This is a genomic window from Flexivirga endophytica (assembly GCF_014640635.1).
Classification (GTDB): domain Bacteria; phylum Actinomycetota; class Actinomycetes; order Actinomycetales; family Dermatophilaceae; genus Flexivirga; species Flexivirga endophytica.
Genome location: NZ_BMHI01000006.1, coordinates 239,706 through 258,891 on the forward strand (window position 1 = coordinate 239,706; position 19,186 = coordinate 258,891).

16 protein-coding genes and 1 riboswitch are annotated in these 19,186 nt (G+C 68.1%); of the genes, 10 read left to right on the forward strand and 6 right to left on the reverse strand.

Annotated elements, in window-relative coordinates; translation table 11 throughout:
• Positions 1–89: 89 nt before the first annotated feature.
• The 3 genes from IEX71_RS19435 to IEX71_RS19445 are packed head-to-tail and all read right to left on the reverse strand — an operon-like array spanning position 90 to position 3,964.
• On the reverse strand, positions 90–1,631 hold the full coding sequence (locus IEX71_RS19435) for a S1C family serine protease (protein ID WP_229749881.1): 1,542 nt from the start codon (positions 1,629–1,631) through the stop codon (positions 90–92).
• A gap of 51 nt (positions 1,632–1,682) precedes the next feature.
• The gene (locus tag IEX71_RS19440) at positions 1,683–3,215 is read right to left on the reverse strand and encodes a sensor histidine kinase (protein WP_188838727.1); all 1,533 of its coding nucleotides are present in this window, start codon (positions 3,213–3,215) and stop codon (positions 1,683–1,685) included.
• A gap of 50 nt (positions 3,216–3,265) precedes the next feature.
• On the reverse strand, positions 3,266–3,964 hold the full coding sequence (locus IEX71_RS19445; RefSeq protein ID WP_188838728.1) for a response regulator transcription factor: 699 nt from the start codon (positions 3,962–3,964) through the stop codon (positions 3,266–3,268).
• Between the two features lie 141 nt (positions 3,965–4,105).
• On the opposite strand from IEX71_RS19445, the gene IEX71_RS19450 reads away from it, so the two are divergent.
• Positions 4,106–4,537: a MarR family winged helix-turn-helix transcriptional regulator gene (locus IEX71_RS19450; protein WP_229749882.1), complete on the forward strand. Its 432-nt coding sequence runs from the start codon at positions 4,106–4,108 to the stop codon at positions 4,535–4,537.
• Positions 4,534–5,826, forward strand: coding sequence for an MFS transporter (locus IEX71_RS19455; protein ID WP_188838729.1), 1,293 nt, complete (start codon positions 4,534–4,536; stop codon positions 5,824–5,826). Before IEX71_RS19450 ends, IEX71_RS19455 begins: the two co-directional genes overlap by 4 nt.
• Positions 5,827–5,915: 89 nt before the next feature.
• Here the strand turns inward: IEX71_RS19455 and pepN are convergent, their stop codons facing one another.
• A complete protein-coding gene (pepN, locus tag IEX71_RS19460) occupies positions 5,916–8,492 on the reverse strand; it encodes an aminopeptidase N (RefSeq protein WP_229749883.1) in 2,577 nt (858 codons plus the stop codon).
• Between the two features lie 159 nt (positions 8,493–8,651).
• Positions 8,652–9,764, reverse strand: a complete 1,113-nt coding sequence (gene serC, locus IEX71_RS19465) for a phosphoserine transaminase (protein WP_188838731.1) — start codon at positions 9,762–9,764, stop codon at positions 8,652–8,654.
• Positions 9,765–9,797: 33 nt separating this feature from the next.
• On the opposite strand from serC, the gene pdxH reads away from it, so the two are divergent.
• The 6 genes from pdxH to IEX71_RS19495 all read left to right on the forward strand — a co-directional run bounded on the left by pdxH (position 9,798) and on the right by IEX71_RS19495 (position 14,539).
• Positions 9,798–10,478 (forward strand): pyridoxamine 5'-phosphate oxidase, encoded by a 681-nt coding sequence (gene pdxH / locus IEX71_RS19470; RefSeq protein ID WP_188838732.1) that lies wholly within the window; start codon positions 9,798–9,800, stop codon positions 10,476–10,478.
• Positions 10,479–11,130: 652 nt separating this feature from the next.
• Positions 11,131–11,820, forward strand: coding sequence for an iron-dependent transcriptional repressor DtxR (locus IEX71_RS19475; protein ID WP_188838733.1), 690 nt, complete (start codon positions 11,131–11,133; stop codon positions 11,818–11,820).
• A gap of 149 nt (positions 11,821–11,969) precedes the next feature.
• Positions 11,970–12,136: riboswitch (cyclic di-AMP (ydaO/yuaA leader) on the forward strand.
• A complete protein-coding gene (locus tag IEX71_RS19480) occupies positions 12,137–12,934 on the forward strand; it encodes a C40 family peptidase (protein WP_188838734.1) in 798 nt (265 codons plus the stop codon).
• A gap of 89 nt (positions 12,935–13,023) precedes the next feature.
• Entirely contained in the window at positions 13,024–13,461 is a 438-nt protein-coding gene (locus tag IEX71_RS19485; RefSeq protein ID WP_188838735.1) for a DUF6918 family protein, read from the forward strand.
• Positions 13,462–13,524: 63 nt separating this feature from the next.
• Entirely contained in the window at positions 13,525–14,268 is a 744-nt protein-coding gene (locus tag IEX71_RS19490; RefSeq protein WP_188838736.1) for a dienelactone hydrolase family protein, read from the forward strand.
• A 1-nt stretch (position 14,269) separates the two neighbouring features.
• Positions 14,270–14,539, forward strand: coding sequence for a DUF6295 family protein (locus tag IEX71_RS19495; RefSeq protein WP_188838737.1), 270 nt, complete (start codon positions 14,270–14,272; stop codon positions 14,537–14,539).
• 8 nt (positions 14,540–14,547) lie between these two features.
• Here the strand turns inward: IEX71_RS19495 and IEX71_RS19500 are convergent, their stop codons facing one another.
• On the reverse strand, positions 14,548–15,084 hold the full coding sequence (locus IEX71_RS19500) for a hypothetical protein (RefSeq protein WP_188838738.1): 537 nt from the start codon (positions 15,082–15,084) through the stop codon (positions 14,548–14,550).
• A gap of 80 nt (positions 15,085–15,164) precedes the next feature.
• On the opposite strand from IEX71_RS19500, the gene IEX71_RS19505 reads away from it, so the two are divergent.
• Positions 15,165–16,922: a DUF429 domain-containing protein gene (locus tag IEX71_RS19505; RefSeq protein ID WP_188838739.1), complete on the forward strand. Its 1,758-nt coding sequence runs from the start codon at positions 15,165–15,167 to the stop codon at positions 16,920–16,922.
• Positions 16,923–17,101: 179 nt separating this feature from the next.
• Positions 17,102–19,171 (forward strand): ATP-binding protein, encoded by a 2,070-nt coding sequence (locus IEX71_RS19510; RefSeq protein ID WP_188838740.1) that lies wholly within the window; start codon positions 17,102–17,104, stop codon positions 19,169–19,171.
• Positions 19,172–19,186 lie beyond the last annotated feature (15 nt).

Genomic DNA, 19,186 nt, shown 5'->3' on the forward strand with positions numbered 1-19,186 from the left:
TGATCCGGCCCCGTCACAAGCCGGATCCACCCCGTCAGGACCACCGGGCAACGGAGGAAGGGAGAGCGCCCGGGGTCCTTCGTCGCGGTCTAGCCGGCCGAAGCTTCGCCCAGCGTGACCGTGACGTCTTGTTGCTTCTCGTCGCGTACGACGGTCAGCGTGACCTTGTCCCCCACTTTGTGTGCCCGGACGAACCCGATCAGCGCATCGGACGGGGGAGATCCGATCTGCTGGCCGTTGAACTTGGTGACCATGTCGCCCTTCTTCAGCCCGGCCTTGTCCGCCGGGGAGCCGGAGTTGACCTTGACGATCTTGGCGGCCTGCACCGTCGCGTTGCCGAGCTTGACCGTGCCGGGTTGCGTCGCGACCTGGACGCCGAGTTGCGGGTGCTTGACCTTGCCGGTGTCCATCAGCTGCGAGGTGATGTTCTTGACGACGGACACAGGGATAGCAAACCCGATCCCGATGTTCCCCGACTGGGAGGAACCTGAAGATTGCCCGAGAGTCGCGATCGAGGAGTTGATGCCGATCAGCTTCCCGGAGCCGCTCACCAGGGCGCCACCGGAGTTACCCGGGTTGATCGCGGCGCTGGTCTGGATCGCGTTGGTCGTCGAGCTGTTGTCCTGGGTCTGCTGTTGCTGCGAGCCGCCGAACGGGTTGTCATCGCCGCCGCCCTGGCTCTCCTGACGCGTGGTGATCGGTCGGTTCAGGGCGCTCACGATGCCGGTGGTCGCGGTGCCGGCCAGGCCGAGCGGGTTGCCGACCGCCATCACCGGCTGGCCGACGACGAGCTTCTTGTCGTCGCCCATGGTGACCGGCTTCAGGTCGTCGGGTGCATCCTCGAGCTTGACCACGGCCAGGTCGGTGCTGGCGTCGGTGCCGACCACCTCGGCGTCGTAGGTCTGGTTGTTGGCGAGGGTGACCGTGACCTTCGCGTTCTTGCCGGCACCGGTCACCACGTGATTGTTGGTGACGATGTTGCCGTCCTTGTCGAGGATGACGCCGGACCCTTGGTCGCCGGTGGTGCCCGAACGCACCGTGATCGCCACGACGCTGGGCGAGACCTTGCTCGCGGTGGCCGCCCAATTGACTGTCCCGGCATCGCCGAAGTCGGCGGGGTCGGCCTTCATCACGGTCGTGCTCCCGCCGCTGGCGGTCGAGGAGCCGTTGTCGTCCTTGGTCAGCGCCCAGGTGCCGCCGCTGGCCAGCGCGGCCGCGAGGATCGCCGCGATGGGCACCGCGAGCCAGCGCTTGCTGCGCTTGGGGGCGTTGTTGCCGCCGGGGTTGTACGGACCACCGGTGAACCCGCCGCCCTGCTGACCGCCGTTGTATGACGGCGCGGCGTAGGGGCCCTGCGCGGGGGCGCCGGCATACGACTGCTGTGGTGCCTGCTGCTGCGCAGGCTGTCCGGGGTTCATCGGCGCGCCATACGGCGCCTGCTGCCCGGCGTGTTGACCCTGCTGCTGCTGGGCGAACTGCGGCGGCTGCTGATTTCCGTATGCCGCCTCGGGGCGCGGGTGGGCCGGCAGGTGCGCGGTGTGATCGTCGGTCGCGTAGATGCGGCCGGTGGTGTCCGCATTCTGCGGATCGTTGCGCCGGTCGTCATCGGCAGGATGCTGCTCGAACGACATCTCTAAACCCCTCGTGGTCGGTGCGCCGCCGGTGATCGGCCTCACTGGTTCCTACTGAACGCCGTCGTTCTGTTCTGGCGCTTCGTCGAACCTGTGGACCTCCTGTGGCTGGCTCTCGGTCGGCGGTGCGGTGGTCTGGCTGGCGGTGTGCTCTGGACTCGAGGGTATTTTCGCGACGAAGGTGGCGCCACCACCGGGGGTGTCACGAACCTCGACCGTGCCCTTGTGGGCCTCGACCAGCGCGGTCACGATCGCCAGCCCGAGCCCGCTGCCGCCGTGCTCGCTGTTGCGCGACACGTCCGCGCGATAGAACCGCTCGAAGATGCGTTCGCGCTGGCTCGCCGGCACTCCTGACCCGTGGTCGATCACCTGCAGCTGTGCCACGCCGTTCGCCGCGCCGACGGCGACCTCGATGGGTGAGCCGGGCGGCGTGTAGCGGATCGCGTTGCCCATCAGGTTGGTCAGCACCTGCCGCAGTGCCGCGTCGTAGCCGAGCACCACAGTCGGCCGCACCGGTCCGTGCAGCCCGCGCAGCCGGACCTGGCGGTCGTGATCGATCGCGGTCGCGTCCTGGACCGTGTCCGCGGCCAGCACCGTCAGGTCGACCGGAGTCGGTGGGCGCTCGGTCTCCGTGTCGTCCTTGTGCCGCCGCTCGAGCCGGGTCAGGAGCAGCAGGTCGTCGACCATCACGGCCATCCGGGTCGCCTCGTCCTCGATCCGGCGCATCGCCGACTTCACGTCGTCGGGCTCGGAGACGGCGCCCTGGCGGTAGAGCTCGGCATACCCCCGCACCGTCGCGAGCGGAGTGCGCAGCTCATGCGAGGCGTCGGCGACGAACTGCCGCATGCGGTCCTCGGAGGCACGGCGTACGGCGAAGGAGTCCTCGATGCGGGCGAGCATCACGTTGAGCGACTTGCTCAGGCTGCCGACCTCGTCCTGGGCGCCCGGCGCTGGGACTCGTTGCGTCAGGTCGCCGCGGGCGATGCTGCGCGCCGTGTCCTCGATCTCGCGCAGCGGGCGCAGCGCCCGGCGTACGGCGAACCAGCCGAGTGCGGCGCACGCCAGCAGGGCCAGCAGCGCGACCGACACGATCACCAGCTCGAGGTGCACGATGACCTCGTCGGTGTGATCCATGGAGACCGCGACGGCGTAGACGTAGGTCTTGTTGTCGCTGCGCACCGTGCCGGCCACGACGTGCCAGGTGGTGTCGGCGTTCTTGGACCCGACGCTGAAGACGTGCCCGCTGCGCACCCGTGGGTCCTTGCTCGTCAGCTTCGGGATCGCCGGCAGCGGACCGTGCGCCGAGGTGTTACCCGGGTCGGTCGTCAGGCTGGTCAGCCTGCCGTCGGTGGTCCGCAGCTCGATCGCGTAGGTGTTGGTCGGGACATACGCGAAGGCGCGTTTCTCGCTGGTGTGGTTCTTGATCGTGCCGTCGACGAGATGCGCACTGGCAGCTCGCAATTCGGCGTCCTGGCGGCCGGTCATGAAGCTGCGGACCTGGGTCGTGACGGTGAGCCCGGTCGCCAGCAGCGCGACCGCGAGCAGGCCCAGCAGCAGGACCGTGAGGCGCAGACGCAGCGGCATCGCTGACAACTCGTGCCGGACACGACCCTGTAACGAGTTCCGGGAAGCGGTCACTCGCGCGGGGGGCGCAGCACGTAACCGACGCCGCGTTTGGTGTGGATCAGCGCGGGAGCGTCACCGACGTCGATCTTGCGGCGCAGGTAGGAGATGTAGCTCTCCACGATGCCCGCCTCGCCGCGGAAGTCGTAGTCCCACACGTGGTCCAGGATCTGAGCCTTCGACAACACCCGACCCTGGTTGAGCATCAGATAGCGCAACAGCTTGAACTCGGTGGGGGACACCTCGATCACCTGGCCGTTGCGGCGGACCTCGTGGGAGTCCTCGTCCAGCTCGAGGTCACCGACCTGGACAAGCGAGCGAGCATCGCTCTCGACCTGGGTCCGGCGCAGCACCGCGCGGATGCGGGCGACGACCTCCTCCAGGCTGAACGGCTTGGTGACGTAGTCGTCGCCACCGACGGTCAGACCCTTGACCTTGTCCTCGACCGCGTCGCGGGCGGTCAGGAAGACGATCGGCAACTCGATGCCGTTGGCCCGCAGCTTGCGGGTGACGGTGAATCCGTCCATGTCCGGCAGCATCACGTCGAGCACCGCGAGGTCCAGCGTGTGTTGTCCAGCAAGGGTGATCGCTTCGTTGCCGTTGGCCGCGGTGTGGACCTCGAAACCGGCGAACTTCAGGCTCGTTGCGAGCAATTCGCGAATGTTGGTTTCGTCCTCGACCACCAGCAGGCGGGCTTCCGGTGAGCTCATAGCCGACACTCTGACTCCCTCCGCTGGGAATTTCCTGAGAGTCTGATGATACGCCGCGGCGGCCCGGCTGGGCGAGCATCGGACGACCGTAGCGCCGCGTCCCATTTCGTTAGCTCGTCTAATGAGCTAAACTAACTAAACGTGACTCCCTCCGAACGCAGACGACTCGCCGTCGACCTCCGGTCGGTCTGCATGCGGATCAGCCGTCGGGTCCGTTTCTCCGGCGCCGGACGGGACACCCTGCCGCCGCACCAGGTTTCGGTGCTCGGCAAGCTCGAGAAGCACATTCGCACCCCGCGCGAACTCGCCGAGATCGAATGCGTGAGCGCACCGTCGATGACGCGCACGGTCAACGCTTTGGTCGAGCAAGGTTTCGTACGCCGCGACGCCGACCCCGACGACGGCCGGCAGGTCCATCTGCAGCTGACACCGGAAGGTCGCAAGACCCTCAGCGCCATACGCCGTTCCCGTGACGAATGGGTGCGTTCCCGCATGGACGATCTGACCGAGGAGGAGTGCGCGGTCGTGCGCGAGGCCGTCGACATCCTGGAGCGGGTGGTGTCCAACACATGAGCCGGAGCCGGACATTTGCGTCCCTGTCCGTCTACAACTACCGCGTCTACTTCGCGGGCGCGCTCGTCTCCAACGTCGGCACCTGGATGGGTCGCACCGCCCAGGACTGGCTGGTCCTGACGCAGCTGACCGACAACAGCTCGACGGCTCTCGGGATCGTCACCGCACTGCAGTTCGCCCCGGTGGTGCTCCTCGCGCCGTTCGCCGGCGCCATCACCGATCGCTTCCCCAAGCGGCGGATCCTCTTCGGCACGCAGACCGCACTCGCGGTCACCGCGGCGTTGCTGGCCGCACTCGTCCTCACCGATGTCGTCACGCTGTGGCAGGTCTACGCACTCGCGCTGCTGCAAGGCGTCGCGACGGCGTTGGACAACCCCAGTCGGCAGGCGTTCGTCTCCGAGATGGTCGAGTCGGACATGTTGAGCAACGCCGTCGGTCTCAACGCCACGTCGTTCAACGCCGCCCGGCTGATCGGCCCGGGCATCGCCGGCCTGTGCATTGGGCTGCTCGGCACCGGACAGACGCTGGTCTTCAACACGTTCTCGTTCATCGCGGTCCTGATCGCGCTGAAGGCGATGCGGCCCGCCGAACTGATGCCCTCCCCGCAGGTCCGTGGCAAGGGCAAGGTTCGCGAGGGGCTCGCCTACGTGAGGCGCCGGCCGGACCTGATGCTGATCATGTTCATGGTCTTCATGCTCGGCACCTTCGGGATGAACTTCCAGATCACCATCGCGCTGATGGCCACCGCCGTCTTCCACCAGGGCGCCGCCGAATACGGCCTGCTGGGTTCGATCATGGCGATCGGGTCGCTCGCGGGTGCGCTCATGGCGGCGCGTCGGCAGCGTCCGCGGCTGCGCATCGTGCTGGGGTCGCTGATCGGCTTCACGATCTGCTCGGCGCTCGCGGCACTGGCGCCGTCATACATCCTGTTCGCGCTGTTCCTGGTGCCGACCGGGCTGTGCGCGATCACCACGCTCAACACCGCCAACGCCACCGTGCAACTGAGCGTCACCCCGGTGATGCGCGGTCGGGTGATGGCGCTCTACATGGCGATCTTCCTCGGCGGCACCCCGGTCGGTGCACCGGTGATCGGCTGGATCGGCTCGGCGTGGGGCCCGCGATGGACCATTCTCGTGGGCAGCATCGCCACGGCGATTACGGTGGGTGCCGTCATGATCTATCTGATGCGCGGCAAAGACCTGCAACTCCGACTGGAGGGCCGTCCGATCCCACACCTCGAGGTGCGGCATCGCGACGGCGCCGACCTCGCGGGCGAGCGCGTCGCATGATGTCTCCCCGGTCCCAGCGCATCGTGGTGATCGTCGCGCTGGTCGCATTGGTCGGTGTCGCCGTGCTCGGCGCGATCCTCTGACCCGACTCAGCCCCGTTGTGCGCGTAGGCGGCGAAGCGTGTGGTCCAACTGCTCGATCACGATGCGGCGCAACGCCTGCGGTGCATCACCGCGATCGGCGAGCCACTGCTCCGTCGCGCGGACGACCGGATTGTCCGGTGGGTATTCGTCGTCGCCGACCGTGATGTTGGTGCGGGGAAAGAGCCCGGTGGCCAGCCGGCCGGCCATGACCATCGTCTGCTGCTGCCACCACTGCTCGACCTGCTCGAAGTATGGCGCCACGAAGTCCGCGGCATCGCTGTCCGGGCCGACGTCGAAACCGGCCAGCAGCGCACGCTGCTTGTCGTTGGTCAGCGCGGTGTCCGTGGTCAGCTCGCGCCATACGCGCTGCTTGGTGGCCACGCCCGGGAGCGAGGCGAGCGCGCGGTCGCGGGCGGTCGCACCGCTCATCGTCGGGTCGCTCGCGTATTCGTCGTGCAGTCGTGCCTCGTCGATCGCGCCGAGTTCGGCGAGGGCGGCCAGCAGGTCCCAGCGCAGCGACGGGGTGAGCTCCAGGCCGTCGACGCCGCCATCGAGCGTATGGCGCACCGGCTCCTCGCCGGCCGGGGTGAGCCCGGCGCTTCCGGCGAGGGCGTGCGCCCACGCGCGCTGCAGGTCCGAACCGGGCGTTGCCGAGCGCAGGCCCTCGTCGATCGCGGCGACGAGTTGGCCTGCCTCGGAAGGACGTTCGTCGGGGTGGAGGTAGCCGGTGATGGCGGTGGCTGCTTGGCGCAGGACCATGGCCAGCAACCCGGCATCGGTCTCGGTCACGGCATTGCGTCCGACCGCCACCAGGTAGTGGTCCGCGTGCAGGTGTCCGTCACGCACGGCGTTCCAGAGGGCGGACCAGATGACCGCCCGGGTCAGTGTCGGCTGCACCGAGGACAGCTCGCCCGTGAGGTTCGTCATCGACATGTCATCGAGTCGCAGCAGGGCGTAGGTCAGGTCGTCGTCGTTGGCCACGGCCACATCAACCTGGGTCCCGGCGGGTAGCTCGACCTCGACCTTCGGCGCGTCGAGCGTGACCTCCACGCGGGCGGTGCGCTCGAACGCCGTGCCGGCCAGCGCGAAGGTCGACACGACGACGCGGTGCTTGCGGTCGATCTGCTCGCCGGTGAGTTTGTCGGTGGAATCCACTGTGACGTAAAGCTTCTCGCCCTCACGAAGGACAGCGATCGTGGATGGTCCCGTGGTCTCCAGCCACGACGGCACCCAGTCCGAGAGATCGGCCTCGGAGGTCTCCTGCAGACAGGTGATGAGGTCCTCGAGGTTGGTGGAGCCGAAGGCGTGGCGCTGGAAGTACAGCTGCGCCGCGCGGAAGAACGCATCGCGACCGGCATACGCCATCAGCTGCTTCAGGACCGACGCGCCCTTGGCATAGGTGATGCCGTCGAAGTTGAGCCGCGCGGCCTCGAGGTCGGGGATGTCCGCGACTATCGGGTGCGTCGTCGGCAGCTGGTCCTGGGTGTAGGCCCACTGCTTGCGGTTGACCGCGAAGGTGACCCACGAGCCCTTGAAACCGGCCGCCTCGGTCGCGGCCAGGTAGCCCATCAGGTCGGCGAACGACTCCTTGAGCCAGGTGTCGTCCCACCAGCGCGGCGTCGCGAGGTCGCCGAACCACATGTGCGCCATCTCGTGCATGATCACCTCGGCGCGCGACTCGCGCTGCGTCTCGCTCGGTGTGCCGCGGAAGATGTAGCTGTTTTCGCTGAAGGTCACCAGACCCGGGTGTTCCATCGCGCCGATGTTGTATTCCGGCAGGAAGATCTCGTCGTATTTGCCCCAGGGGTAAGGGAATTGGAAAACCTCGTCGAAGAAGGTCAACCCCTGTTTGGTGATCGTGAAGATCTCCTCCGCGTCCAGGTGCTCGGCCATCGACTTGCGGCAGATGACACCGAGCGGGACCTCCAGAGTGCTGCCGTCGGGGCGGTCGGCTCGCCATACGTCCGACACGGAGTGGAACGGGCCGACCGCGAGCGCGGTCAGGTATGACGACAGGGGGAGCGTCGGCGCGAAGGTGACCGTGTGCCGGTCACCGTCCGCCTCGTCGCTGGCGGGCGACTGATTGGCGAAGACCGACGATCCGGCGGGCGCAGTGACTGCGAGCGTGAAGCGGGTCTTCAGGTCGGGCTGCTCGAAGCACGCGAACGCCCGCCTGGCGTCGGTGGGCTCGAAATGCGTGTAGACGTAGGTGTTTCCGTCAGCCGGGTCGGTGAAGCGGTGCAGGCCCTCGCCGGTGCGACTGTAGCGGCAGCGCGCCTCGACGGTGACCTCGTTGGCGTCGTCGGTGCGCAACTGCCCGAGCTGGACCCGCGCGCCGTCATACGAGTCGAACGGCTGGGGCGCACCGTTGACGGTGAGCGACGTGATCTCGTCGGCGACCAGGTCGAGCCACGTCGAGGTGCCCGTGCTGGTGAAGCGGACGGTCGCGCGCGAGGCGAACGTCACCGCCTCGGCATCCTCGAGATTGCTCAGGTCCAGGTCCACCCGATGGGTGTCGACAGCGAGCTGACGGCCGCGCGCAGCGCAGTCGTCACGGGTGAGATTGAGATCAGCAACAGTCACATCCGACATCGTCGCTGATGCTGAATGCCGCGCCGCGACCCGGGGGCCAACCACCGTGCCGAGAGGACAGGCGATGACCGAGAGGACAGGGAAAACAGCCCGAATCGGGCCTGTTTTCCCTGTCCTCTCGACAAATGCCTGTCCTCTCGGCGAAGTGGGTCAGAGGTGTTCGGCGACGTAGTCGATGCAGGCAGTGAGCGCGGCGACGTCCTCGGGCTCCACGGCGGGGTACATGCCGATGCGCAGCTGATTGCGACCCAGCTTGCGGTAGGGCTCGGTGTCGACGATTCCGTTGGCGCGCAACGTCTTTGCGACCGCGGCGGCGTCGACGCCCTCGAAGTCGATGGTGCCGACGACGGGTGAGCGGTTGGCCGGGTCCTCGACGAACGGCGAGGTGTATGACGTGCGCTCCGCCCACTCGTAGAGCGTCGTGCTGGAGGCGGCGCTGCGGCCGGCGGCCCAGGACAGCCCGCCGTTGTCGAGCATCCACTCGACCTGTGCCGCGGCAAGGGCCAGCGTGGTCACCGCGGGAGTGTTGTAGGTCTGATCGAGCCGCGAATTATCCACGCACACCTGCAGATCCAGCGTCGCAGGGATCCAACGTTGCGCGCTGAGCGTCTCGATCCGCTCCAGTGCCGCGGGGGACATCGCGGCGAACCACAAGCCGCCGTCGGAGGCGAAGACCTTCTGCGGCGCGAAGTAGTAGGCATCCGCCTCAGCGAGGTCGATCTGGACGGCGCCCGCTGCGGAGGTCGCGTCGACGAGCATCAGCTCTTCCCCGGACCCGGCCACCCGACGAACGGGCGTCACCACTCCGGTGGAGGTTTCGTTCTGGGTCCAGCAGTAGGCGTCGACGCCGTGGCTGGTCTGCAGTTGCACCGACGTGCCCGGCTCGACCTCGGCGACGATCGGGTCCGCGAGGAACGGAGCGTTCCGGGCGACGGTTGCGAACTTCGCACCGAACTCGCCGCACACGGCGAAAGCACCGCGATCGCGCAGCAACGCGAACGACGCTGCGTCCCAGAACGCGTTGGTGCCGCCCATGCCGACGACGATCTCGTAGCCGTCCGGCGCGCCCAGCAGCTCTGCCAAGCCCGAGCGGAGCGCCGCGACGAGGCGCTTGACCGGCGGCTGCCGGTGGGATGTGCCGAGCACGGTGCGGCCCTGCGCAAGCAGGGCCTCGAGTTGCTCGGGGCGCACTTTGCTCGGTCCGGAGCCGAAGCGGCCGTCGGACGGTTTCAACGAATCTGGGATGACGAGCTGGTCGGTCACGACACCGATTCTGCCAGCGGTAGCGTCGGAGCCATGCAGCCGATCAAGCGTTGGGACTACGCGGGCGAGGGTCTGGTCGAGCACGAGTTGCCGCCGGCGCCCTGGGAACTGGTCGATCACTGGGTGCAGGACGCCCGGGCACGACAGGACGACAAGGGCGATGTTCCGGAGCCCGACGCGATCTCGGTCGCGACGGTCGGCGGTGACGGTCAGCCGCACGTGCGGACCGTGCTGATGCGCTACCTGGCACAGGACGGTCCCGGTTTCTACACCAACTTCGGCAGCCGCAAGGGGCTGGACCTGGAGCAGAACCCACGCATCGCCGCCGCGCTGACCTGGCCGCCGATGTACCGCGCGATCCGCTTCACGGGCGTCGCGCAGCGGCTGTCGACACAGATCGTGACGGACTACTTCCGCAGCCGCCCCTACGGGTCGCGGATCGGTGCGTGGGCGTCCCACCAGTCGCAACCGGTGACGACGCGCGCGCAGCTCGAGGCGGCCGTTGCGTCATACGAGGAGAAGTGGCCGGACACCGGCAGTGTCGAAGACGTGCCGCTGCCCGACTTCTGGGGCGGGTATGTCGTCCGCTGCGACGAGGTGGAGTTCTGGGCGGGCCGCAGCAGCCGCTTGCACGACCGGCTGGTCTACGTCCGCACCGGCGACGGTGACCTGGCCGAGCCGGGTAGCTGGAGGGTGGAGCGTCGCCAGCCCTGACCGGGCAGTGGTGACAGGCGGCGTGCGAGGAGTCGAGCGAGAAGAGACATGGGACAGCCCGTGGGCTCCGGCTCGATGCCGGCAAGTGCGATGGACGAGATCGCACACCCACGGGCCGCGGTGGCTGCGTTGGAGTAGCTACCGAACGTCCGTTTCGTCGGTCCACCGGAGGTGGCCGGCGACGAATACGTCAGGCGACCTGAGGCCGCCGGCGACGAATCGACAGTTGCGCTAGCGCGCAACCACCTCACGCGTCCTTTGAGAATTCACTCTTGGACCACCTCCTTTCTCGTGTGCCTCCACGCTAGGCCGACGCGCTCGTCGATGGCAATCGTTTTATCCGGTGTGGTGCACGAGGCGGTGCGTATGTCGTGCGAGAACGGTCGCGCGGCGCGCGAAAAAGGTGCCGAACGCAAGAACGGCTGGCGCCCAGGGGAGGTGCGCCAGCCGTCCGAGCAGCACCTTGCGATGCGCTCACCCCGCTCGCCGAAGCCAGCGGTTCGGGAGGCAGTGGGTCAGGGGGGAGGAGCCCCACAGCCTCCAGTGAGAAGAACGTAGCGCGAACGGGAAGGATTCCCGAAGTTATTGACCGAAATTCTTGGCGGCCATGGGCAGCGTGGCACCTGTCACTGCTTAGTGGCAGGCTTGCCCTGTGAGCGAGCTGATCGACACCACCGAGATGTATCTCCGCACGATCTTCGACCTGGAGGAAGAAGGCATCGTGCCATTGCGCGCGCGCATTGCCGAGCGGCTGGGGCACTCGGGGCCGACCGTGTCCCAAACCGTTGCCCGGATGGAGCGCGACGGCCTGCTGACCCTGGCCGGCGACCGGCATCTGGAGTTCACCGATCACGGTCGGACGCTCGCCACGCGGGTCATGCGCAAGCACCGGTTGGCCGAGCGGCTGCTGGTCGACGTCATCGGTGTCGAGCTCGAATACGCCCATGACGAGGCGTGCCGCTGGGAGCACGTCATGAGCGAGCGGGTCGAGCGCAAGATCCTCGGCATGCTCCGCGAGCGCCACATCTCGCCATACGGCAACCCCATCCCGGGCCTGGACGAGCTCGGTGAAGAGATGACCCGGCTGCAGTTCCGCGACGGCGTGCGTCCGATGACCGAAGTGGTCACCGACGAGCCGACCAGTGTCGTGGTGCGTCGTGTCGGCGAGCCGGCACAGGCGGACCAGGAGGCACTGAGCGTGCTGACGTCCGGCGGGATCACACCCGACGCCAAGGTGGAGATCCACCTGGAGGGCGATCGGGTGCTGGCACGTGCCGAGGGCAGCGACGCAGTGTCGTTGCCCCGTGATGTCGCGATGCACGTCTTCGTCGACTCCGACTGACGACCGCACAACCGCGTGATCCCGGTCTTCTCAGAAATTTTTTTGACGAGTTCGTGACCTCGCTGTGACATACGGCCGGAGGTTGTGTACCGTTTTCCCCGGCCCGCCAATCGGCGGGTTTCCGTGAGGCAACGCCGAGTCCTGCCAGCCGATCGGATGCAACGAATCCGCCTGGCAGGAGCGGGGGACCCACTTCGGGTGGCGCAAGCCGCCCTAGGGGCGAAGTCCCGGCGCAGCACCTCGCGGTGTCGCACCGGACCGGGTATCTCCAACCCGAGCCCGACAGCTCACCTCGTAGGCGACGGAGAGGTGCTTCGTGTCCATTCTTGGTCCGCGCGGTCGACACCGCGCCCCGAGCAAGCTTTCGTCGACGTTCAACTCGACCGCACGTGTGTCGGCCACAGTGGCCGTCGCAGGTGGTCTGGTCGCCTCGATCGCCGCACCGCAGGCCGCGCAGGCCACCACGGGTGTTGCATCGATCACCGGCGCTAGTTCTGTTGATTTCGCCGCCCAGGCCGCCCGCGCGCAGGCCGTGGCGCACCCGCTGACCTCCACGAAGGCCGAGCAGCAGCTCGGTGCCGTCGAGGCACAGGGTCAGCTGGCCGCACCGGTCGCCGCAAAGCGCTACGAGGCCCCGAAGAAGCAGGTGCGTCCGCGCACCTCTTCGGTCTCGCGCAGTGCGACGCGCACCACGACGCCGGTGCGTCAGGCTCCGCAACCGCAGCCGAAGCCAGCTCCTGAGCCGGCTCCGGTCACGCAGCCGAGCCCGCCCGCCGCGACCGGTGGCATCGTCAGCATCGCCAAGCGCTACATCGGCACGCCGTACGTCTACGGTGGCTCGAGCCCGGCAGGCTTCGACTGCTCCGGTTTCACGTCCTACGTCTACGCGCAGGTCGGCAAGTCCATCCCGCACACCGCGACGGGGCAGCTCCAGGCCGCGACGCCGGTGAGCAACCCGCAGCCGGGAGACCTGATCTTCTTCGGCAACGGCAGCTCGGCCTACCACGTGGCCATCTACCTCGGCAACGGCATGATGATCGACTCCAACCACCCCGGTGGTTCGGTCGGCATCCGCGCGATCTACAGCGGAGTGTCCGGCTACGGCCGCTTCTGAGTCACACTCACTCGTCCGAACCCGTCGCGCTCACTGGGCGCGGCGGGTTCGTGCGTCCACCTCCCTTCCGGACTGAAAGCAGGACTTGTATGTCGTCGTTGTCAGAAACGCTGCTCGCCGCCGACCGTCGCCCGAACGTCGTGGCAGATCTCGCCGCGGTGATCGATGCCGAGGTCAAGGACAAGAAGGGTTTGAGCGGGGGCGCCATCAAGGCCGGGTACGCCGCCGTGCGCAAGTTCAACCCGACGGTCGCATCCGACGCGACGAATCGGATGCTGCCCGAGGTCGCGACCGCACTGCAGCCCTTCTGGGACGACTTCGACGGCGCCGGAGACTTCGGTGCCTACCTCGCCGGCCGGGGCGACGAGGCGGCGGACGCACTGCTCGCCGTGACCGACGCGCGCGCCGCGAAGACCGATCGGGAGCCGTTGAAGCGCGCCTACAAAGGACTGCGCGGCAAGGCCAAGGACAACGTCAAGCAGGCGCTGCCACGGCTGGGCAAGGTCATTCAGCAGCACGCGTCCTGATGGTGGCGCGTGGCCGCGCGTTCTGAGCAGGTGGCCTTCATAGCAGTCTGATAGACCATGAATATGTCTGATTCCCTGCATGCCACGACCGTGCATCTGACCGGTACGGACGGCGCCGACATCGAGGCCTACCTCGCGACACCCGACGGCGAGGAACGCCGCGGTGGCGTCGTCGTGATCCACCACCTGCCCGGCTATGACCGGGCGACCAAGGAGATGGTGCGTCGCTTCGCGGAGCTGGGGTATGACGCCCTCTGTCCCAACCTCTACTCCCGCCAGGCACCCGGTGCCGACCCGTCCGACGCGGCAGCAGCGGTGCGTGCGGCGGGCGGCATACCGGACGAGCAGTTGGTGGCCGATGTCGAGACCGCCGCGGCACACCTGCGCGGGCTGCCGCGGTCGAACGGCAAGGTCGGCGTGATCGGCCATTGCTCGGGCGGCCGCCACGCTGTGCTGGCCGCCTGCCACGCCGACCTGGACGCGGTCGTCGACTGTTACGGCGCGTTCGTCACCGGAACGCCCGCTGCGGACTACCCGCTCAACGTGACCAATCTGGTGCCGTTGCTCCCGCAGTTGCGCGCACCACTGCTCGGTCTTTTCGGCAAGAACGACAAGTTCCCGAGCCAGGACCACGTCGCCGAGCTGGACGAGATCCTCACTGCGGGCGGCAAGCCGCACACCTTCTTCTCGTATGACGACGCAGGACACGCCTTCTTCTCGGTCGACCGGCCGTCATACAGCGTGAAAGCCGCGAACGACGGCTGGGAACGCATCGAGACCTTCTTCGCCGACCACCTGGGAGCCTGACATGTGCACATACATCACGGTTACGACCGACGTCGAGGGCAGCGCAAAAGGCCCGGGCGGCAAGTGGTTCCGGGTGACCGACGCGGCGGCCTACTACGACCACCCGGTCCACGCGATGGCAGAGCACACGCTCAACGTCGACCTCACCGATCCGAGCGCCGGACCCGGCCAACGGATCGCGTTGGAGCTGACCGCATCCTCGGCGCAGCGACTCATCGACACCATCCAGCAGGCGCTGGACGCCGCGCCGGACGAGCTCAAAGTCGGCTGATCTGCCGGTCACCCATGTCCGACGCTCCGCTGTGGCGGCTTCGGCGGACCGATAGTCGCGGTCGTGGTGACGGTGGTCGTCTCCGTCTTCGGCGGTGGGGCGGACGCGGTCGTGGTGCTGGTCTCGGTCTTCGTTGCAGTCTTGGTCGCGGTCGTGGTTCGGGTCACCGTCCTGCCCTGACCGGCCTGCACGATCCGTTGCGTGACCGTCTTGCGGGGCAGCGTCATGGTCGAGGTGCGGGTTGCCGTGGCGCTCGCCGGGTCGGAGCGGGCGCCGGTGACGGTCTGCGTCTGCCCTTCCTGGGTGTAGGTGATGGTCTGCGGGCTGGGCGCCGCGTCGCTGCCGCCACCACCGGACAGGAGGTAGATCCCGACCGCGCAGAGTGAGGCGAGGCCGGCGCCGATGAGAGCACCCGGCAGTAGTCCCGGCGGTGTTCGCGGCGGCGGGTCGTCGTCGTAGTCGTCCGGATCGGCAAATTGGTCCATGAACTCGTCGTTCGCGGATCGTTCTTCGCCGTCACCGTTTGCCTGGGCGCTGTTCGGCATGTAACCCATGCTACGAGCACGGTGGCTGCTGATCGGTGCTTCGCACACGGCCCCGCGCGTCGATGCGGCATGCTGCACACATGCATTTCGTCGGTGTCGACCTCGCCTGGGGTACCAGGAATCCCTCCGGAGTCGCCGTGCTCGACGACGCGGGAGCGCTGTGTCACGCGAGCGCCGTACGCACCGATGACGAGATCTTCGCGGCGGTTCGCGCCGCGGCGCCGGCCGACTGTGTGGTCGGCATCGATGCCCCGCTGATCGTCAGGAACGCCAAGGGGAGCCGTCCGGCGGAACGGGCGCTGGGCCGCGACTTCGCGGCATACGAGGCGGGCGCCCATCCGACCAACACGGGCAACGCCGCGTTCACCGACGGCACGCGTGGCGGCCGGATCGCCGAGCGGTTGGACCTCGACATGGATCCCGAATCGCGTCGTCGCCGGCGAGCGGTGGAGGTCTACCCGCACCCGGCCACCGTTGCGCTGTTCCGCCTTGGGCAGAGTCTGAAATACAAGAACAAGCCGGGCCGGTCGGTCGATCAGCTGCAGGGCGAGTTGCTCACATTGATCCGGCTGCTGGAGTCGTTGGAGACCGCGAAGCCGGTCCTGCGGCTGAAGCAGAGCGAGCACTGGCAGCGGCTGGTCGAGATCGTGGCGCAGGCGACCCGCAAGGCGCAGCTGCGGCAGGCGGAGGACCCGATCGACGCGGTCATCTGTGCGTATGTCGCCCTCCTGGCGCACCGTGACCCCGACCGCCTGACCACATATGGCGATTTCGCGACGGGTTACATCGTCACGCCCACGCTCCCGGCGGATCTGCGACCGTCCCGGCAGTCGCCGAAGCAGCAGAGCCGGGCCGCGGTGGTCAGTGCCGCGCGGCGGGAGTATGCCGTGCAGTTCCCGCGGATCGAGCGAGCCGCGGATGACGCGGTCGAGCTGATCGCGGGGGTCCTCGATGACGCCGGACTCAACTACCTGACGGTGGACGGCCGGGCCAAGACGGTGGCGTCCTTCGCGGAGAAAGCGGCCCGCGAGGTCGACGGCGAGCCGCTGTACGTCGACCCGATGCGCGAGATCGGCGACACCATCGGGGTCCGCGTGATCACCTACGTGCGGCGTGACGTCGACGCGGTCGTGCAGTTGCTAGGGGCCGAGACCGAGGTGCTCGACGACCGGGACCTCGGAGTCGAGACGGCCAGCGAGGGCCGCTTCGGCTATGCGAGCAGGCACCTGCAGGTGCGGATCCACGACGAGGACCGGGCCGAGCATCCGGAGTTGGCCGACCGGCTGATCCAGGTCCAGATCCGGACGGTGCTGCAACACGCCTGGGCGGAGTTCGAGCACGACATCCGCTACAAGGGCAGCATCCCGGCGCAGCAGCGCCCCGACTTCGACCGGCGCTTCACGCTCGCGGCCGGACTGCTGGAGCTCGCCGACGATGAGTTCTCCACCATTCGCGACAAGCTGCGTTCCGGCGTCGCAGGAGCGGTGCCGAGCGGCCTGGGCGCGGACCGGATCTCGTCACGGGAGCTGGCCGCCTACCTAGCGGGGCAGTATGCCGATGCGGCCTGGTCCCGAGCGGACCACTATGCGTGGATGGCCGGACTGGTGCACGAGCTCGGCATCGAGTCACTGGCGCAGCTGGCCGAGATGTTGCGCACCGTCGACTCCGACGAGATCGACGAGCGGATGGCCTACCGCACGCCGCCGGGCGCGGTGCGCCGACTCGACGACGCGCTCCTCTACCGCTTCGGTGCGGAATATGTCGCCCTCGAAGGCAACGCGCACCGCGTCGAGCGGCTGGAGTCGCGGCTGGCGAAACTGCGCGGCGAGTCCGTCTGACTCGCAGCGCGAGAGGGCGGATTCGCCTGCCGCAGTGAGTCTTTCGAGGAATGTCGACGGTTCGTCCGGCTTCGTCGACTCGCGGGCCGGAAGCTCACGGTGAGCGTCACCGGCTGACGGACCGAGCGCCGTTCTCCGGACCGCATCCGTCGCGAGTCGACGGGTGCCATCATCGGTCAATGGCGAGCAAGATCGCAGCGATGTTCGCTGCGTCCCGGCACGCAGCCCTGGTCGGCAGGGCGCGTGAACGTGACGAGCTGCGTCGTTTCCTGCAGGACCCCGAGCAGGTGCTGCTGTATCTGCACGGCCCGGGTGGGGTCGGCAAGACGACGCTCCTGCAGTTCACCGCGGACACCGCGGCACAGAGCGGCCGCTCGACGGTGTGGGTCGACTGCGCGGTGACCGGGCCCAACGCGGAGCGATTCACCGATGCGGTTCGAGCCCGTGTCGACGAGTCGGACAGCGGTCCCGATCTCGCCGACCCCGTGCTGCTCGTGATCGACAGGTTCGAGGTGGCCGGACCGCTGGTCGGTTGGTTGTGGCGTTCCTTCATCCCGACGTTGCCGGATGGGTCGCAAGTAGTGGTCGCCGGCCGGGACCGGACTCCACACGACTGGGCGGCTGATCCGGCGTTTCGCCGACACGCACACGTGCTGCCGGTGCGGAATCTGGCACCCGATGATGCGGCGTCGCTGGCTCGGGCGTGCGGCATCGACACATCCGGCGACGTCGCCGATGTGGTGACCGCCACTTACGGACACCCGCTGGCGATCGTCATCGCCAGTGAGTTCGCCACTGGTGCGACCGGCGCTTCGAGCGACTCCGGTCGTGGCGTCCTGTGGAATCACCCGGACGTCGCAGCCCGCTTCCTCGGCCGGTTCCTCGACGATGACGCGACGGCGTTGCAACGAGCGGCGTTGCACGTGTGTGGTCATGCCCGGCGTGTCGACCGCGCGATGTTGCGGGAGGTGCTGCACGTCGACAACGTGGCGGCTGACGAGTTGCTCGCGTGGCTGCGCGCGCGTCCCTACACCGAGTCATGGCCGGACGGGCTGAGAGTGCATGACGTCGTACGCGACGCGCTGGACCGCGATCTCAGGTGGCGCGACCGCGCGGAGTTCGAGCGGCTGCACGCTGACATCCGGGCGACGGTGGTCGCCCGGATGCGGTCGGCCACCTCGGACCTCGAGCGGGACCACGCAACGATGGACCTGCTCTATCTCAGTCGTGGTGACCCGGCAGCGCGACAGGTCTACAGCCTCGACCAGGCCGGAGCGGCGTCCCGGACGATGCGGGTGGACGACGTCGACGATCGCGAGTGGGTGGTGCGAGCCTTCGAAGGCGACGCGGCCGCGGACCGAGTTCGATACTGGGTCGACCAGCAGCCGGAGGCGGTCACCGTGTTCGAGGACGCGCTCGGACGTCGTACCGGGGCGATGATCGTCGCACGAGTGGATCGGGCCGGACGCGACGTCGGCAGCCACGACCCGGTCACCGGCTGGGCGTTGGCGCAACTCGCCCAGCGCCGGCCACCGGAGCCCGGCGAGGTCGTGCTGCACAACATGGCGATCGACGCCGAGGTCCCGGGCCGACTCGGGCGGGTGGCGGATCAGACCTCGGAGGTGACGACGCGTTCCTGGCGGGTGCCCCGCTTGGGCTGGAATCTGTTCTCGACGAGCCTCGAGGACTCGTGGGCGCCGAAGTGGACGTTCATGGGCTTCGAACAGCTGGGTCACGTCGAGAGCAACGGTGTGCCGGTGGCCGTGTGGGCTCGTGACTTCGGCCGGAGCGGGTATGACGAGTGGTTCGACTGGATCGGGACGCGGGAACTCACCGGGGGAGCGGCGTCACCGCCGAGTGTGACCACATCGGTTGCGTTGTCGAGAGCCGACTTCGAGGATGCCGTGCGGCAACTCTTCAAGGACCTGGGTGATCCGGTGCGGGTGCGCAGCAACCCGTTGACTGAGTCCCATCTGGTTCCCGTCGGCGACGACGCCGTCGAGGTCCTCTCCGGCCGAGTCCGGCAGGCTCTGGATCGCCTCGCGGGTATGCCGCGGATGGATATCGCCACCCGGGCGATCGAACGCACCTACCTTCGGCCGGCCGCCTCCCACGAGAAGGCGGCGGAAGTCGTCGGCGTGCCCTTCAGCACCTACCGGCGGCACCTGGCCAAGGGTCTCGATCAGGTGGTGGAGCTGCTGTGGGACTGGGAGTTGCACGGTCCGCCGGTGTCGCCCGATCCCACGTGAACCGAGCGGGTCTCG

What these genes read in the sequence shown, in the direction of transcription:
- IEX71_RS19440 (WP_188838727.1), bottom strand. Translation starts at nt 3,215, where the DNA reads ATGCCGCTGCGTCTGCGCCTCACGGTCCTGCTGCTGGGCCTGCTCGCG.
- IEX71_RS19485 (WP_188838735.1), top strand. Translation starts at nt 13,024, where the DNA reads ATGTCGTCGTTGTCAGAAACGCTGCTCGCCGCCGACCGTCGCCCGAAC.
- IEX71_RS19455 (WP_188838729.1), top strand. Translation starts at nt 4,534, where the DNA reads ATGAGCCGGAGCCGGACATTTGCGTCCCTGTCCGTCTACAACTACCGC.
- IEX71_RS19495 (WP_188838737.1), top strand. Translation starts at nt 14,270, where the DNA reads ATGTGCACATACATCACGGTTACGACCGACGTCGAGGGCAGCGCAAAA.
- IEX71_RS19490 (WP_188838736.1), top strand. Translation starts at nt 13,525, where the DNA reads ATGTCTGATTCCCTGCATGCCACGACCGTGCATCTGACCGGTACGGAC.
- IEX71_RS19445 (WP_188838728.1), bottom strand. Translation starts at nt 3,964, where the DNA reads ATGAGCTCACCGGAAGCCCGCCTGCTGGTGGTCGAGGACGAAACCAAC.
- IEX71_RS19435 (WP_229749881.1), bottom strand. Translation starts at nt 1,631, where the DNA reads ATGTCGTTCGAGCAGCATCCTGCCGATGACGACCGGCGCAACGATCCG.
- IEX71_RS19500 (WP_188838738.1), bottom strand. Translation starts at nt 15,084, where the DNA reads ATGCCGAACAGCGCCCAGGCAAACGGTGACGGCGAAGAACGATCCGCG.
- IEX71_RS19510 (WP_188838740.1), top strand. Translation starts at nt 17,102, where the DNA reads ATGGCGAGCAAGATCGCAGCGATGTTCGCTGCGTCCCGGCACGCAGCC.
- IEX71_RS19505 (WP_188838739.1), top strand. Translation starts at nt 15,165, where the DNA reads ATGCATTTCGTCGGTGTCGACCTCGCCTGGGGTACCAGGAATCCCTCC.
- pdxH (WP_188838732.1), top strand. Translation starts at nt 9,798, where the DNA reads ATGCAGCCGATCAAGCGTTGGGACTACGCGGGCGAGGGTCTGGTCGAG.